This window comes from Furfurilactobacillus cerevisiae (genome assembly GCF_048961765.1).
In the GTDB taxonomy this organism is placed as follows: domain Bacteria; phylum Bacillota; class Bacilli; order Lactobacillales; family Lactobacillaceae; genus Furfurilactobacillus; species Furfurilactobacillus milii_A.
On record NZ_CP185253.1, the window covers coordinates 389958 to 407061 of the forward strand.

At 42.7% G+C, this 17104-nt stretch carries 15 protein-coding genes and 1 pseudogene; 9 read left to right on the plus strand and 7 right to left on the minus strand.

Going from position 1 to position 17104, the window contains the following annotated elements:
- The first annotated feature begins 18 nt into the window (after positions 1 to 18).
- A complete protein-coding gene (locus tag ABUE36_RS01710) occupies positions 19 to 1122 on the plus strand; it encodes a GntR family transcriptional regulator (RefSeq protein ID WP_161002369.1) in 1104 nt (367 codons plus the stop codon).
- Positions 1123 to 1211: 89 nt separating this feature from the next.
- On the opposite strand, the gene ABUE36_RS01715 is transcribed toward ABUE36_RS01710, so the two are convergent.
- Entirely contained in the window at positions 1212 to 2588 is a 1377-nt protein-coding gene (locus ABUE36_RS01715) for a sugar porter family MFS transporter (RefSeq protein ID WP_161002368.1), read from the minus strand.
- A gap of 514 nt (positions 2589 to 3102) precedes the next feature.
- Between ABUE36_RS01715 and ABUE36_RS01720 the strand changes: the two genes are divergently transcribed.
- From ABUE36_RS01720 to ABUE36_RS01735, 4 genes are all read left to right on the plus strand, one after another.
- Positions 3103 to 4713: a xylulokinase gene (locus ABUE36_RS01720; RefSeq protein WP_161002367.1), complete on the plus strand. Its 1611-nt coding sequence runs from the start codon at positions 3103 to 3105 to the stop codon at positions 4711 to 4713.
- A 12-nt stretch (positions 4714 to 4725) separates the two neighbouring features.
- Complete coding sequence (locus ABUE36_RS01725; protein WP_161002366.1) at positions 4726 to 5454, plus strand: L-ribulose-5-phosphate 4-epimerase; 729 nt, start codon at positions 4726 to 4728, stop codon at positions 5452 to 5454.
- A gap of 113 nt (positions 5455 to 5567) precedes the next feature.
- On the plus strand, positions 5568 to 6992 hold the full coding sequence (gene araA, locus ABUE36_RS01730; protein ID WP_178941848.1) for an L-arabinose isomerase: 1425 nt from the start codon (positions 5568 to 5570) through the stop codon (positions 6990 to 6992).
- Between the two features lie 333 nt (positions 6993 to 7325).
- A complete protein-coding gene (locus ABUE36_RS01735; RefSeq protein ID WP_421017050.1) occupies positions 7326 to 7565 on the plus strand; it encodes a maltose acetyltransferase domain-containing protein in 240 nt (79 codons plus the stop codon).
- Here ABUE36_RS01735 and ABUE36_RS01740 read toward each other — a convergent pair.
- Positions 7562 to 8491, minus strand: coding sequence for an IS30-like element ISLpl1 family transposase (locus tag ABUE36_RS01740; RefSeq protein WP_096109805.1), 930 nt, complete (start codon positions 8489 to 8491; stop codon positions 7562 to 7564). The two genes, ABUE36_RS01735 and ABUE36_RS01740, sit on opposite strands and share 4 nt — an antisense overlap.
- A 100-nt stretch (positions 8492 to 8591) precedes the next feature.
- On the opposite strand from ABUE36_RS01740, the pseudogene ABUE36_RS01745 reads away from it, so the two are divergent.
- Positions 8592 to 8942, plus strand: a pseudogene (locus ABUE36_RS01745) (sugar O-acetyltransferase); the annotation flags it as partial.
- Between the two features lie 55 nt (positions 8943 to 8997).
- On the opposite strand, the gene ABUE36_RS01750 reads toward ABUE36_RS01745, so the two are convergent.
- Positions 8998 to 9699 (minus strand): ABC transporter ATP-binding protein, encoded by a 702-nt coding sequence (locus ABUE36_RS01750; protein WP_161002363.1) that lies wholly within the window; start codon positions 9697 to 9699, stop codon positions 8998 to 9000.
- Between the two features lie 56 nt (positions 9700 to 9755).
- A complete protein-coding gene (locus tag ABUE36_RS01755) occupies positions 9756 to 10820 on the minus strand; it encodes an ABC transporter permease (RefSeq protein WP_161002362.1) in 1065 nt (354 codons plus the stop codon).
- 192 nt (positions 10821 to 11012) lie between these two features.
- Between ABUE36_RS01755 and ABUE36_RS01760 the strand changes: the two genes are divergently transcribed.
- Both ABUE36_RS01760 and ABUE36_RS01765 read left to right on the plus strand, forming a co-directional pair.
- The gene (locus ABUE36_RS01760; protein WP_017263007.1) at positions 11013 to 11246 is read left to right on the plus strand and encodes a hypothetical protein; all 234 of its coding nucleotides are present in this window, start codon (positions 11013 to 11015) and stop codon (positions 11244 to 11246) included.
- A gap of 244 nt (positions 11247 to 11490) precedes the next feature.
- Positions 11491 to 12477 carry an aldo/keto reductase gene (locus ABUE36_RS01765; protein WP_161002361.1) on the plus strand — a complete coding sequence of 329 codons (987 nt, stop codon included), beginning with the start codon at positions 11491 to 11493 and terminating at the stop codon, positions 12475 to 12477.
- A gap of 79 nt (positions 12478 to 12556) precedes the next feature.
- Here ABUE36_RS01765 and ABUE36_RS01770 read toward each other — a convergent pair whose 3' ends face one another.
- From ABUE36_RS01770 to ABUE36_RS01780, 3 genes are all read right to left on the minus strand, one after another.
- Positions 12557 to 13051 carry a GNAT family N-acetyltransferase gene (locus ABUE36_RS01770; RefSeq protein ID WP_161002360.1) on the minus strand — a complete coding sequence of 165 codons (495 nt, stop codon included), beginning with the start codon at positions 13049 to 13051 and terminating at the stop codon, positions 12557 to 12559.
- Between the two features lie 139 nt (positions 13052 to 13190).
- On the minus strand, positions 13191 to 14087 hold the full coding sequence (locus ABUE36_RS01775) for a helix-turn-helix transcriptional regulator (protein WP_421017051.1): 897 nt from the start codon (positions 14085 to 14087) through the stop codon (positions 13191 to 13193).
- Between the two features lie 100 nt (positions 14088 to 14187).
- Positions 14188 to 15528, minus strand: a complete 1341-nt coding sequence (locus ABUE36_RS01780) for an IS4 family transposase (RefSeq protein ID WP_421017451.1) — start codon at positions 15526 to 15528, stop codon at positions 14188 to 14190.
- 345 nt (positions 15529 to 15873) lie between these two features.
- Here ABUE36_RS01780 and istA point away from each other — a divergent pair, with 345 nt between their 5' ends.
- Entirely contained in the window at positions 15874 to 17097 is a 1224-nt protein-coding gene (gene istA, locus ABUE36_RS01785; protein WP_003555353.1) for an IS21 family transposase, read from the plus strand.
- The last annotated feature ends 7 nt before the right edge of the window (positions 17098 to 17104 follow it).

The window sequence follows — 17104 nt, forward strand, 5'->3', positions numbered from 1 at the left end:
ATCAAATTAGGTGGAAATATGGAAAACAAGTATCAAAAAGTTAAAGACGGTTTGAAAGAGGCAATTCTAACAGGAAAGTATAAGGTTAATGATAAACTGCCAACTGAGACTGAGTTGATGGCGATGTATGATGTTTCTCGTTATACAGTTAGAAGAGCTGTGGGGGATTTAGAGGGTAGCCATTTCATTTATCGGATTCAAGGCGGCGGAATGTTTGTCCAAGACTGGCACAAAGACTGGTCGAATGATAATGACAGTAAAATGATTGGTGTCATTACAACGCACATCGCGGATTACATCTTTCCAGATATTATTTCGGGGATTGACCGGATTATTTCAGATGCTGGCTATTCTTTACTGATTAGCAACACACACAATAACCATGAAAAAGAACGTAAGAGCTTAATCAATATGTTGGATACCAAAGTTGCTGGCCTAATCATTGAGCCAACACAAAGTGCATTGCGTAATCCTAACATGGACTTATACCAGGAAATTAAGGATGATCAGATTCCAACATTATTTATTAACGCTAAATATCCTGGCCTAGATTTTCCGAGCGTCACAACAGATGATAAAGCTGCTGAAGAACGCATGATGGAATATCTTTTTCGCATGGGACATCAAAGTGTTTTAGGCGTTTTTCAAGTCGATGACATTCAGGGCGTTAACCGAATGAACGGTTTTGTTCAGGCATACCAACGGCACCCTGAATTTTCCTACCAGAGTAACCTCATCATGTATCAATCAGGGGATGACTTTGAACGAGTCATGGGTCGAATTCGGATATACCTGGAACAGGATGCACGGCCAACGGCAATTGCGTGTTATAACGACCGTTTAGCGATTCAAGTTATGGACTATCTGCGTTCAAATAACTATCGAGTGCCTGAGGACGTCTCAGTTGTCGGTTTTGATGATTATCAGATGTCGCAATATATGAGTCCCTCGTTGACCACGTTGAACCATGAGAAGGAACGAATGGGTGAAGACGCAGGGCATATGTTGATTAAGTTGTTAAATCGTGACGATGTTCAGGATATCAATTACGAACCAGACTTAGTCAAACGAAACTCGGCTGTTAAACCGGCTAATGATACTGTCGACACTAAAACTGAATAGGCGTGAATTAAAAGGGCTGTCTTGGGAAGTTAATCTCCTCAAGGCGGCCCTTTTAGTATGTCCGTTAGTGCTTGATTAACGGATAAACATTATTTGCTTTCAACGTTTGAAACAGTCTTTTCATCGGCTGTGCGTGAACGTAAATCTGCTTCGATATCTTCGAGTGATTTGCCACGTGTTTCCATGAATTTGGTGTGCGTGAACCAAATACAAATGGCACAAATTGCAGCATAGAAGAGGAACGAGTTTGCCAGTCCCATAGCACTTAACATTGTTGGGAATGTCAGTGAAACTAACATATTAGCAGCCCAGTTGGTTGCGGCACATAGTGATGTTCCTAAACCACGAATGTTTAGCGGGAAAACTTCACTGATAAAGACCCAGGTAACAGGTGCCCACGTTGCAGCGTAAAAGGCGACATAAACGGTCAAAGCAATTGCGCTAACGATTGCGGCAACGGTTGAACCGTTATCAAACTTCAAAATGATACTCATGATTAAGAGTGATAGACCCATGCCACTAGCACCAAAAATCAGCATCTTCTTACGATCAATGTGGTCCATTAATAGTAAGGCAACAACGGTCACGATAACGTTAATGACACCAATTCCAATATGAGCTAGTAGGGCGGCTTCAACACCCCAACCAACCTTTGTAAAAATGGTTGGCGCATAGAAGATAACCGTGTTACTACCGATGATTTGTTGGAAAACAGCAACCCCTAAACCAGTAATAAGTGCGGGCCGAACAGTTTTACCAAAGAGTTCGTTCCAACCACCAGTTTTTTGAGCGGCTTGTGTTTGAATATCATCCAACGCAATTTCAACAGCTTTTTCGTCACCGTTGTTGGTGTTTTCCAAAACAGCTTTGGCTTCATCGAGTTTACCAACTTTGACTAAGAAACGAGGACTTTCTGGTAAGTACAATGCCCCAAAGAACAGCATGGCAGCAGGTAGAGCAGCAAAACCGAGCATCCAACGCCAACCAGTAAATAATTCTGAGAATGAGTAGTTTAAAACGTAGGCTAACAGAATCCCAATCATAACCATCAATTGCCATAAGGTTGTAATTGCCCCACGACGCTTTTTAGGAGCCAGTTCCTGCAGATAAGCTGGAACCAGCGCAGAGACAATTCCGACCCCAATACCTAGGACAATTCGAGTGACAAGTAAAACATAAAATTCAGGAGCCAGTCCTGAACCTAAGGCACCGACAAAGAAGATTCCGGCTGCCCACAGCAACATAATTCGACGACCGTACGTGTCCAGAAATTTACTGGTTGCCAAAGCACCAATGATGGCACCGATTAAAACGGCGGAAACAACCATCCCTTGTTGCCATGAACCTAACCGCAATTGCTTTTGAATAAATAAGATGGCACCGGATACAGATGCAATATCATAACCAAACAGAAGGCCACCTAACGAACCAAACGTATAGATGAAGCCATTCGACACTTTTTTCAAGACGAACCCTCATTTCTATAAATAGATGTGAACCGTTGAAACGCCAACTGAAGAAGGACATCAAGCAGTTGAACTAATCGTCGATTCAGACGCGAAGTAAAAAAATAGCAAATACAAACGTACTAGGTAAAGAATGAAAATTTGTCGACAAAAACAGAAAACGCTTTCAGGAAATAATCTATATCATTTGTTCGAATAAATCAATAGAAAAACGACGAATTTATGTGATTGTAGTATAACTGGAACAAATTTTATGATTAATTATGTGAGACTAAATAGCTGATTTAAAAGCCTTTGACAGTTTTTATCAGTTACTATCTAATCGATAAGAAAGTGTAATTGTGTGATTGTGGTTACCTATAAGTAACTACGGGTACATTATTTAGTTTTCTGCATTAATACGTATAAATAAAAATAATGTTGATTTATTCGAATAAATAAATTACACTATGGTCGTTGACAAAAATGAAAACGTTTTATTTTACTTTTGAATTTGTATTTGGAGGATGTTCACATGAACTTAGTTGAAACCTCCCAAGCGGTTAAGAACGGTGATGTTTCACTAGGTATCGAGCTTGGTTCAACACGAATCAAGGCGGTTCTGGTAACTCACGACTTTCAGACAATTGCATCTGGCAGTTACGTTTGGGAAAACCAATTCGTTGATGGTATATGGACGTATCCACTGGAACAGGTTTGGACTGGTATTCAGGCCAGCTATACCCAGATGGTGGCAGAAGTTCAAAGCAAGTATCACAGTCCGTTGACTAAAATTGGGTCGATTGGTGTCAGTGCCATGATGCATGGCTATCTGGCATTCGATCAGGCCGGTAAGCAATTGGTTCCCTTTAGAACCTGGCGTAACAACATTACCGGTCAGGCAGCTGATGAATTGACGGCGTTATTCTCATTTAACATTCCACAACGTTGGAGTATTGCTCATTTATATCAAGCAATTTTGAATGATGAACCTCACGTTAAGGATATTGACTTCATCACAACATTAGCTGGTTATGTCCACTGGCAATTATCTGGCAAACGTGTGTTGGGTGTTGGCGATGCATCTGGGGTGTTCCCGATTGACGAAAAAACGGGTACGTATTCCGAGACAATGTTGGAAGCGTTCAATACTCAGGACGCTGTTAAACGTTACTCTTGGAACACAAAAGACATTCTGCCGGCCGTTTTACCAGCCGGTCATCAAGCTGGAACGTTGACGGATGACGGCGCTAAACTGCTCGATGCTAGTGGCAATCTTCAGGCGGGTAGCGTAATGGCTCCACCTGAAGGAGACGCTGGTACCGGGATGGTTGGCACCAATAGTGTTCGCAAACGGACTGGGAACATTTCCGTTGGTACGTCAGCCTTTTCAATGGTCGTTTTGGATCAACCTCTAAAGGCAGTCCATCGGGACATTGATATGGTCATGACACCAACGGGCGCACCAGTCGCAATGGTTCATATCAATAACTGTTCATCTGACATCAACGCCTGGGCCAACTTGTTTAGTGAGTTTGCGGCCAAGTTGGGTGTGGATCTTAAACCTGATCGGTTATATGAAACGTTGTTCCTGCAAGCGACCCATTCAGATCCAGATGTTGGTGGGCTAGTGAACTACAGCTACTTATCGGGTGAGAATATCACCAAGATGTCAGCGGGTCGCCCACTGTTTGTACGGACGCCAAAGAGCAATTTCACATTAGCGAACTTCATGGCAACACAGCTCTACGCTGCGTTTGCACCACTCAAAATTGGGATGGACATCCTGACAAATGAAGAAAACATCAAAACAGACGTCATGATTGCTCAAGGTGGTTTGTTCAAGACACCGGTGATTGGCCAACAAATTCTTGCTAATGCATTGAATACGCCAATCACGGTGATGAGCACCGCTGGCGAAGGCGGTCCATGGGGGATGGCAGTGTTAGCCATTTATGCATTACCTGGCGAGAACGAAGATTCCCTTGAAGACTTCCTGGATCGTAAAGTCTTTGCCAATCCGGAAAGCATGACGTTGAGTCCGGAACCGGATGGTGTTAAGGGTTATCAACAATTTATTGAAAATTACCAAGCTGGTCTCCCCGTTGAGGGTGCTGCCATTGATGATATTCCAGAACGAAAGTGAGGCTGACTGTTAATGCTGGAAGCGTTAAAACAAGAAGTTTATGAAGCAAATATGCAATTACCAAAACTGGGGCTTGTTACCTTTACATGGGGCAATGTTTCAGGAATTGATCGTGAAAAAGGGCTATTCGTTATTAAGCCGTCAGGTGTTGAATATGACGAAATGAAGCCTTCTGACATGGTTGTTGTGAATTTAAAAGGTGAAGTTGTCGAAGGGGATATGAACCCTTCAAGTGATACACCTACTCACACGGTGTTATATAACGCCTTTCCAAACATTGGTGGGATTGTACACACACATTCACCATGGGCCGTATCGTTTGCGGCTGCCAAGATGGATGTGCCTGCGTTGAACACCACGGCTGCAGATACGTTCTTTGGGGATGTGCCCGCTGCTGATGCGCTAACTAAGGAAGAAATCGAAGAAGACTACGAAGGCAATACGGGTAAGACAATCGTGAAGACCTTCAAGGAACGCGGTTTAGATTACGAAGCCGTTCCTGCTGCTTTAGTTAGCCAACACGGTCCGTTTGCTTGGGGTGCTACTCCGGCTAAGGCTGTTTATAACTCTAAAGTTTTGGAAGTCATCGCTGAAGAGGATTATCACACGTTGCAGTTGACTCGCAGCGATACCGAATTGCCCCAGTACTTGTTGGACAAACATTATTACCGTAAGCACGGTAGCAATGCATACTACGGTCAAAATAATGCGAAGTCCAAGTCGCATGCGATGAGGGAGTGAGCGTGATTAATCCCGAGTGAATTTGAGCTTATGCTCAGAATTCAGGGATTAGGAGCGCGTTATCGCTACGTAGTAGTAAAAACAAAAACATTAAACACAAAGGAGAATTCATTATGTTAGCAGTTCCAGATTACGAATTTTGGTTTGTTACGGGTAGTCAGTTCTTATACGGTGAAGATCAATTAAAGCAGGTTGCTAAGGATGCTGAAGACATCGTCGACAAGCTGAACGCAAGCGGTAAGTTGCCCTACAAAGTTGTTTTTAAAGATGTTATGACGACAGCCGATGGAATCACGAAATTTATGAAGGAAGTTAACTACAACGACAATGTTGCCGGTGTTATCACATGGATGCATACTTTCTCACCGGCCAAAAACTGGATTCGTGGGACTAAATTGTTACAGAAACCATTGCTTCACTTAGCAACGCAATACTTAAACAAGATTCCTTACGACACCATTGATTTCGATTACATGAACTTGAACCAAAGTGCTCATGGTGACCGTGAATATGGTTACATCAACGCACGTTTGGGCGTTCACAACAAGATCGTTTACGGTTACTGGGGTGATGAAGAAACACAAACTGAAATCGCTAAGTGGGAAGATGTTGCCGTTGCCTACAACGAGAGTTTCAAGTTAAAGGTTTGCCGTTTCGGAGACACAATGCGTAATGTTGCGGTTACTGAAGGTGACAAGGTTCAAGCACAAATTGACCTTGGCTGGACCGTTGACTACTACGGTATTGGTGACTTGGTTCAAGAAATCAGCAAGGTTAGTGAAGCCGATGTGGACAAAGAATACGAAAAACTGGCAACTGATTACACCTTGGTTCAAGGTGACAATGATCCTGAAACATATAAGCATTCAGTTCGCGTTCAATTAGCTCAATACCTTGGTATTAAGAGTTTCTTGGACCGTGGCGGTTACTCTGCATTTACGACAAACTTTGAAGATTTGTGGGGCATGGAACAATTACCTGGTTTGGCTGCTCAATTGTTGATGCGTGACGGCTATGGCTTCGGTGCTGAAGGTGACTGGAAGACAGCTGCCCTTGGACGTTTGATGAAGATCATGTCACACAACCAAAAGACAGCCTTCATGGAAGACTACACGTTGGACTTACGGAAAGGTCACGAAGCCATTCTTGGTTCGCACATGTTGGAAGTTGACCCATCAATTGCTAGTGACAAGCCACGTGTTGAAGTTCACCCATTGGACATTGGTGGTAAAGCTGATCCAGCACGTTTGGTCTTCACTGGTTCTGAAGGTGACGCGATTGACGTTACGTTGGCTGATTTCCGTGATGGATACAAGTTCATCAGCTACCCAGTTAACGCAAATAAGCCAGAAGCTGAAACGCCAAATCTGCCAGTTGCTAAGCAATTGTGGACACCAAAGGTTGGCTTGAAGGCCGGTGCCACAAAGTGGATCGAAAATGGTGGTGGTCACCACACTGTCTTCACCTTTGCTTTGGACGAAGAACAAATCAACGACCTTGTTACCATGTTTGGTTTGAAGTCGGTGGTTATTGATTAAGAGTAGAGTGTGAACAACCCCGGGCTTAAACCCGAGCAATAACATGAAACTGGCACGATACGGGTGGTTTTCCTGTATCGTGCCAGTTTTGGGTTATGCACAGGGTTTAGGGCTGAGAACACGTTTCGGCTATGAAGGTAGCGAGCACGTGCAGGTGACTTTTCCTGTATGGCAGCAGTTTTAGGTTATGCGCAGGTTTCTGGGCGACAGTGACACGTTTCGGCTATGTAGATTGATACGGGTGGTTTTCCTGTATCGTGCCAGTCGGAAGGCTTAGGGGTTGAGAACACGTTTTTGCTATGTAGTAGTGAAGCAAAATAACGAGGTGAACACATGATAAAAACAAATAAACAAAGAATGTTAGCAGGCGATATCTTTGACGTTTACGACGATGAACTTGTCGCTGAACGTGAAGAAGCACGTAAACAAATTGAGGAATTTAATGCACTAGGAGAACGAGATCCTGAACGCAGTACGGCGATTATTAAAAAGTTGTTTGGCGAGACAGGGCAAGACTGTAGCGTCCATGCGACTTTCCGTTGTGATTATGGATATGGTAGATTGCAAATTTAATCCGAATTTTTGGACAAATTGGTCAGCATAACCTGATACGGTGTTTTCCAGTCAAGTATTTTAAGCGGTCTCTGGTTAATTTGGAGTAACGTCGTCGTTAAATCTTGAGCACTAATGTGCTCAAAACGAGTCCCCTTAGGATAAAAATAACGTAAATTCCGATTAAAGCGTTCATTACTACCACGTTCAGCTGGCGTATAAGCATGACAGTAATAGGTCTTAATACCATATTGTGATTCAAATGATACTAGCCCACTAAACTCAGTACCACGGTCCACAGTAAAACTGTGCACCGGTCCATTAAAAGTTGTTAGGAACTTAGTCAGTGCTTCATTAACACTCGCTGTCGTTCGGTCCTTTAACCGATATGCCCAAAGGAACCGTGATTTGCGATCGATTAAAGTTAATAAAACTGCCTTACTATGCCCACGAGGGCCAACGACGGTATCTAGTTCAAAATCACCGATGCGATTACGTTGATTAATCATCATGGGACGCTGTTCAATCGATCGCCCCAAAGATTGATTATATTTGGATCGTTGGTCAACGTTACGCCGTTGGCGTACGCCATGTTCAGGTAGATCATTCAAGGAGAAACCAATTCTCCCCTGATTTAGCCAATTATAAATAGATTTAGTCGCTAGTTTAAATTCGTGAGCAATCATTCCTGGTGACCAGCTTAGATGTAAATGGTTGAGAATTGTTTGCTTTAACTCATCGCTCAGCTTAGTTTTCCGACCACATCGTGATCGCTTGTATTCGGCATCTGTTTGTGCTAATTCAGCCTGATAAGGTTGACATCGAGATAATTCATAAGAAATTGTTGACGGTGATCGGTTCAGCCGAACGCCCATTTGGATATTGGACAGCCCTAGTTCACAAAAGGTTTCGATTTTAATTCGTTCGGAATAGGTTATACTAGACAAAAGATCAGCTCCTAAAAGATGGGTTTGTTGTAAACACCATTTTAAAGGAAGCTGATCTTTTTTGTCCGAACAGCGTTCGGATTAATTTTACAATCTACTATATAACATTTATGTTGGCGACGATTTCTTTGCCAATTATGATTGCGTAATGTTGGATGTGGCACCCATTCGCATTGGCAAACATGCTTTGTTGGGCCCCAAAGTACAAATCTATTCGGTTAATCATCCTACCGATCCAAGACTACGCCGTAACGGGGCAGAAGGTATTGGTAAGCCAGTCACAATCGGTGACGATGTGTGGATTGGTGGCGGCGCAATTATTTGTCCAGGGGTAACACTTGGCGACAATGTCATCGTCGGTGCTGGCAGTGTTGTGACAAAATCCTTTGGCGATGACGTCATCATTGGTGGCAATCCGGCACGTGTGCTTAAAACAAACGTTGCAAAGTGAAAAATCGCATGTTGCAGAAGCCGTTAAACTTCTACAACATGCGATTTTTAGTTTGTTAATTCTGTGATTCGACAGCTTCTTTGTTCTCAAGCTTTTGCATTTTACCATCATCGATTTGATACACGACATCGCTTTTAGTAATTAGCCGTTCATCATGAGTTACCATGATAATCGCTTTATTTAAGTCATGAGCCTCGCTGACCAATCGATCAACGACATCAAACGAACGGGTCGAGTCCAAACTGGCCGTTGGTTCGTCAGCTAAGATAATGTCAGGTTCGTGATATAGTGCCTTAGCGATTGCGACACGCTGGCGCTCACCACCGGACAGTGCGTTTGGATAGGCGTCATCTAGGTTCTTCAAGTCTAGTCTATCCAGCAATTGACGCATTTCCTTTTCTTGAAATTTTTGGTGGGCCAAACGGTCAATGAGCTTAAATTGTTCAGAGACAGTCAGATAGGGAATCAAGTTTGAACTTTGCAGAATAAAGCCGACATGATCAAATCTGTATTGTAGCCGCTGCTTTTCTGTTTGGGTGGCTAGGTCTGTGCCATTTAGCAAAACTTTACCACTTGTCGGTGTTTGTAGACCGGCCGCAATGGTCAAAAAGGTACTTTTACCAGATCCTGATGGTCCGATGATTGAAACAAATTGACCCTGTTGGATTTCGAAATTTACATCACTAAGTGCGTTGACCGCGGTATGGCCGCTTCCGAAACGTTTTGATACGTTAACAAGTTCCATTACGTTTGCCATGTTTTTCTCCTTTACGTCTTGTTATTGCTCGACTTCTCCCGGGCTTCGGTACCACTCTATTTAATTGCCGTGACTGGGTTAATTTTGGCAATCGTGCGCCAGGATAGTAGGGATCCTAGAATAGAAGCGAGGATTAACGAGACGGCATAAATGCCGAGTTGTGGGTAGTTTAGTGCAAACGGCATGCCCGTTGGTGCGATGGCGCCGATACCAATTGTGATCAATAAGCCGACGGCAACACTGACCACGCTCATAACGGCAGCCTGTGTCACAACACTAGCCAGAATGTGACGTGTACCAATTCCTTCAACTTTCAGCACGCCGAACAGCGACTGCTTTTGTAAGGTTAGAACGTACATAAAGATTCCGATAATGGCCAGTGACATGGCGAACAAGAAGTAGATCATCGTGTTTAAAGTTGTCTGTTCAGCACTGTAACCAGGCAGATTTTGAATGAAATCATTGATAGGGAGCCGTTGCAAATTGTGTTTGTTCCCAGATAACTGGCTGTCTTTGGTGATAATTGCGTTGATGCCGAGCGGCTTTGTGACAGGCGTGCCAGCAGCCTTGATTTTGGCCAATGTTGCCAAATTCATATACATGGTTGGGGCAATACTGTATGTGCTCTTACCGTAACTGCCGACAACGGTTAATTTTGTGTCGTTCGATCCCAAACGGACCTTGTCACCAATCTTAATCCCTTGGTCCTTCAGGTTCTGTGAAATGATGATTTGATTATCACGTTGGACTTTATGGCCGCTAGTAACCTTAGGCATAATAAAGCTGTTGTTGGCAGTTCCCAGTGCGGAAATGTCAATTTTGTTATTACTACCAACTTTGCGAACGACGGTACTATCAAGCGCAATGTTTGCGACCTGCTTTCCCTTAACGTCACTAGTTGCGTCGGTGGTTAGCTGTGATGCCATAATGTTTTTGTTAGCGTCTTTGTTCAAATAAACGTATTTGGCCTGCCATTGATCGACTGCCAAACGGTTGCCTTGAGAGAGACCACCAGCCAATCCGGCCAGAATGAAGACAACGAGCGCAATCAGAACCATCACACCAGTTAACAGACTGTAGCGTAGCTTTTCATAGCGCATTTCTTTTAGCCCTAAATACATGATGATTTCTCCTTTTTTTCCGTAAATTTAGCTTTATTTATCAAGTGATAAATAAGATTATAACTAATTGTACGCTTTTTCCTAAGAAATGCAATTTGAGCGCTTTTTCTATCGTGATTTGGCATGCAAAATAATTGTTTTAACTTAACCTAAAATATTTTTCCTGCTATAATGTCATTGGAGGTGGAGTCCATGACAACGATTTATGTGGCACCAAATGTGAAGCAGCAAAGCGTTGAATTGTCCGATGGCAGTCGTGGTGAAGTTGAGGCAGAAACTGAGGGCGCTGGTCAAACCCGATACAGTTTCGATTTTAATTATCATTTGCACCCGAGTTTTTGGGTTGATCGCCCGTTAAAGAACGGTATGACAGTAAATGTGCAAACGTTGGACGGGCCCGAAAAGTTTCAAATTGAATTACGTTGATTGTTTTATATATTTATTGGGTCGAGCGTACGTGATTATATATAAGATTGGCAACAAATCTGCTTTAAGCCGCAGGTTAAATGAAAGAGCATCAATTCACTGATATCACAGTGGTTGATGCTCTTTTATAGTGAGTTGGGTTTTCCTGAAAACGTTTGCAATAAAAATAGGTAAAAGCCTATAATTAACAACAAGATAACCGCGCCAAATCGGCGTTGGTCGCAATTTTAAGTGGAGGCACAGTATGTATTTAGCAAACGAACCTCGGTATGAACAAATGATGTATCGGCGAGCAGGTAAGAGTGGCTTGAAATTATCCGTTCTTGGTCTCGGATTTTGGCACAATTTTGGTAGTGTGGACGAGTATGAGACCCAAAAGCAGATCGTTCGAACGGCGTTTGATGCAGGCATAACCTATTTCGATTTGGCGAATAATTATGGTCCAGTAGCAGGCAGTGCGGAAACAAACTTTGGTCACTTGATGGATGAAGACTTAAAACCCTATCGTGATGAACTGGTTATTGCCAGTAAGGCTGGCCATCGTATGTGGGATGGCCCGTATGGCGACGGTGGTTCGATGAAGAATATTTTAGCAAGTGCCGATCAGAGCCTTCAACGTATGCACTTGGATTACGTGGACATCTTTTATTCACATCGCCCAGATCCTGACACACCGGTTGAAGAAACGGCATATGCCTTAGATAAGCTGGTGCGGGAGGGGAAAGCCTTATACATTGGGATTTCGAAGTACAATCCGGAGCAGACAGCTGCCATTGAGGCGGTCTTTGACGATTTACACACACCATACATTGTCCATCAAGATCGCTACAATCTGTTTGACCGCCACATTGAAGATGGTTTGCTAGACAAGTTGACGACCGACCAAACGGGACTAGTTACATTTAGCTCGTTAGCACAGGGACTGCTGACGGATCGTTATTTGAACGGCATTCCTGAAGATTCACGTGCACATCGGTCCACGAGTCCGTTTTTGCATGAGGATCAGGTCGAGCAAACACTGAGTACGGTCAAACGGTTGAATGAGATCGCCCAACAGCGTAATCAATCGTTGGCCGATATGGCAATTGCCTGGTTATTGCATCATCAACAAGTCACAAGCGTGCTGATTGGGGCTAGTCGCCCGGAACAACTTAGAGACAACTTGGGTGCCTTAAAACACTTAGACTTTAGCGATGACGAGCTGACTGCCATTGAAGAGGCTCTGAAATGATTTTGGATAGTGTAAAAAAGCGTTTGAACTGATGACTTCATTTAGAAGCCATTACGCTCAAACGCTTTTTTATTATGCATTAATAGTGACGGCCTAAAATAATCAGGTCGCGAGGAGTTCCTGCCATATTAGCGATTTTTGGCAAATGTCCCCACTCTTCGTAGCCAAATTTATGGAACAGATGCAGGCTGGCTGCGTTAGAGTCGAAAATGTAAGCCACTACGCTGGTGAAATGAAAGATGGTAATCTGTCGTGCTAGTAACGACATCACCTGACTACCATAGCCGTGACCGGTCGTTTGTTGATCTAAGTAAATCGAAATCTCGGTCGTATGAGCGTATCCACCGCGCCCATAGAAAGGTGACAGGCTGACCCAGCCAATGATGTTATCGTCATTTTTAACCATCCAAATGGGATAACTGTCTGGTTGGTGCGCTTCGAACCATGACTGACGATCATCAATGGTCACACGCACTAAATCGGCAGTGACAGCATGGCTGGGGATGCTTTGGTTATAGATGCTAACAATAGTGGGAAGATCGGATTGAGCAGCAATTGTTAGGGTAAGGGACATGTGAAAGACTTCTTTCTAGCAGATTAAATTTAATTATAGAAATACTAATTGTGATGTGGCAAGGATGAAAGCCGAAAAGTAATTAAAAAGATGAATTGAATTTTTTTCTTATTTTGAACTTTGACATAAAATACGTTCATTAGTCGTCATATTTCTGAAGAATAGCGTGAAGTTCAGCCCTTATTTCATCGCGTAATTTTGTCGGTTTTAAAACGTTTACCAAATTGCCTTGACTGAGTAACCACATCTTAGCGCCGGTATCGTATGTTTTTGCTTCAATCAGAACGCAATGACGAACTGAATCTCTTTTTTTTACAACGGAATTTGGAAAACGATCTAAAGCAGCTTCAACAATGCCAGAAAACTCAAAGAGAAGGGTGATTGTCTGACCCGGTTGCATATATTGAATCTGTTGGCGCAATTTGCCATCTTCGAATCTGTCAGCATAGTTTTGAGTTATTTTCTTGTTAACCTGATGGTAATCCTTTATTCGATCAGCTCGAAAGAAGCGATTACCTTTTCCCTGAGGATTAAATGCGATTATATAAAAATAGTATTCGGAAAAAATGACGGATTCTGGCAAGATAATGTATGTTTTATATTCACCACGTTGACGTTGATAAGTTATTTGGATTGCTTGTTTTTTAATAATAAACTGACTAAATTGCCAAATTGTTCGTAGAAGTGGTTGATCATGATGGACTGGAAGATAGTAAAAACTTTCATTTTGAATAATCGGTCGAATTTCATGCTGTTCTTCAGGCGTTACAAGATTCAATAAGCCGTTCACTGTCGTTTTCATTTCTTTACTCGTCAAAGATCGGCTAGCCAATAATGTTTTGATAATGACTAAAATAGATTGTTTTGAAATGCTATCTTGGTCTGTTTCTAAAACATAACCGTTGAGACCTCGCTTGTATTGCATCTGGTAGAAAAGCTGTTGATCATCAATGAATTGACGAATTTGACTAAAGTCTCTTTGAATAACACGTGCGTTGACATTAAATCGTTTAACTAAATCTTGTTTGTGGACCACTAGACCACTTAATAATTGTTGACTAAAGGTTGAAAGTACGAAAATAGCCCTCAACCCTTATCACGAAAGGCCTGAGGTTCAAAATAATACTTTTCCAGCTTTATCCAGCACTGCCTAGTAGTCTCGCGAGACTACTAGGCAGTGCTTTTGTGAATTCTTCAAAAATGGTGTCCAGGACTTCTGAAGACATGCCCATCTTTCTACCTAGACCACTAAGAGTTCTCATTAACCAATTCAATGCTTCAGCGACTGGGATATCGGGAAGCGCTCGACCATATTCAAAAAACAGATCACCGAGGGTGCGTTCGTCAATATTCTGGCGTTGGGCTAGCGCCAGAATATCATAACTCATCATAACTAATGCCATATGGCCACAAAGACCGTCATAGCTTTGGATTTGGGTCTGATCAAACTGCAGGTACTGTTTAGCCACTTTGAAATAGCCTTCGATTTGCCAGCGACGACCATACATTTGAATGATTTCTTTGGGTCGTAGTCCTATTTTCGTAGTCGCCAAAACCAGATATTGATTCGAAGCACCACGATTAGAAACGTAGACTAATTTGACGGGCATTTCTTGCCCGTCTACTTCAAATTTAACAATCGGACTATAGAAATAATCATCACGAATTGGTCGTTTACCGCTACAAAGGACCCTATAAAGGGTCTTTACATCCATTTGACGTCCGCGATAGCGGAAATAAACCTTTTTAGTTCGCTTCAACATACCAATACCAAAACGTCCACGCTTCAAGAGTTCAAAGAACATTCGTGGTGAAGCGTACCAACTGTCAAATAGGACATACTTGGCCTTAATCCCAGCGTTAAAAGCTGCGTCGAGTAACTCCAAGGCAACACCGCTCATCTTACGTTGGGCTTGTAATCGGCGTTTGGCCGCTAAAGACCGGCCGTCTAGGTGCTTGAACCGGCCTAATTGGTTAAGCTGATTACGAGAGGACATCAAAGCAAAGTTGACTGGTAAAAACGTATTTGCGTCACTCCAACCGACGGTTAGAGTGCGAAAACCCTTGAAGTAACACTGATTATCGTGGTCAAAAACTCGAGACAATAATTCAGTTTTCTTTGAGAATTCACGTTTAAATAGAGAATCATCAACAATCAAGGCTTGGCGTCGTCGTGAATCAGTGAAGCGTTGAATCAGCTTAATCGCAATGAGTACAACAAAACGTTGCCAATTGATTTGAGCATCATTAAGATAATTGCGGACCGTCCGCTTTGAGAAGCCAGATGGGTCATCAGCCCGAAACAACGAATAGCGAGAAAAGACCGTTGTTAACAGCCATTCCACAAGTAAGCTAACTCTAATTCCCCGTTTCTTCTTGAAATTGGCGCACCGGAGGATAGCGCCTAACTGTACCAATTTAGAAAAATGATGAAAAGAGTAGTGAATTTGGGTGGTTGAATGTTGTATATTAGACATGGACATGAATTCTCCTCGTATATTGGTTTTCGACGACTTAATAATACGATGTGGAGTAATTCATGTCTATTTTTGTACAGTAAAGGCCCGGTTTCCCGGGCCTTTACTGTACAACTTAACTTTCAACCTTTAGTTACAGAAGTTAAACTTAAATATCCTAAGTTATGTGGTAACAACTGGGGTACAAAATATCCTAGTAATGCAAATGCCAAGCAACCATTCATCCATAAAATATACCGTGTGTAAAAGGCACCCGTAAAATGTAGGAAAACGGCAGGTTAGAACTGTTGGTTTTCCTACATTTTTTGTATCATGAATCACATCAGAGTGTAGGAGGAATTTGATGTGAGACGTGATTTAAGAGAAGGAGTGACGATTTACGTGACTGAAAATATTAAGCCTAACTTCGCCGAGATTGCCCGGCAATATAATGTTGATTATCGAACCGTTAAGAAAGCCTATGAGGAAGTCAAAGCTGGACTTAAGGGCCGACCAAGTGGTCGACCGAAACGGCCAAGTTTACTGGATCCATTCAAGCAAACCATCGATTCAAAGCTTGAACTAAATTGTTCGGCTGCTTCAATTTTTAAATTTATCCAGAAGAAGGGCTTTACCGGCAGCTATACCCTCGTGAAAGATTATTGTCGCCAAACCCGCCGAGAACGAGTTAAGAAAGCTACCATTCGGATTGAACATTCCCCTGGTCTCTCTGCTCAAGTTGACTGGAAAGAAGAAATGGCCCTAGTGAGCAGCGAGGGTGAGCTGTTTAAATTCAATATTTTCTTGTATGTATTGCCTTATTCAAAACTCAAATATATGACACTAACCTTTGATCGGAGCCAAGATACCCTCTTTTCTTGCTTACACGACGCTTTCCTTCATACCGGAGGTATTCCGACGGAAATCTGGTTTGATAATATGAAAACCGTTGTGGATCATACAAAATCCCAGTTTGGCCACGCTGTCTTTAACGAACGGTTCCACGAATTCTGTAAAGATGCCGGTTTCACACCAATTGCTTGTCGACCATTCAGACCACAAACTAAAGGTGCAGTTGAAGCCCTTGCTCGCACGGTTGAACGTTTACGGCCATACAATACTGAATTTGCTGATGGAACTGAGCTAATCGAACTAGTTCATATGCTCCGAGATGATCTAAATCATGAAACTTCGCAGGCCACGGACGAAGTCCCGTACCTGAAATGGTTAGACGAAGAAAAAGAGTACCTTCATCGCGTTCCAGTTAATCTCCTTGAACCATACTTCGAAGAAAACATTACCCGTGTCGTTTCGAAGGAGGCCATGATCAATTTCCGCAAATGTAAGTACTCAGTAGATCCGCGATACATTGGTTGTACGGTTGCTGTTGAAATCTCCAATGATGAGCAGCGCATTCACATTTATTATAACGGAGAAGAAATTCGTACGCACTCCATAACTACCAATTCGCTGAATTATGACCCCCAAGATCAGTTCAATATCCTCAAATCTGATTTGCTTAAAGGGCGGACAGATGAAGACATTTCAGCTTACATTCGTGAACATATGACTGATTACGACAACTTATAGGAGGCTA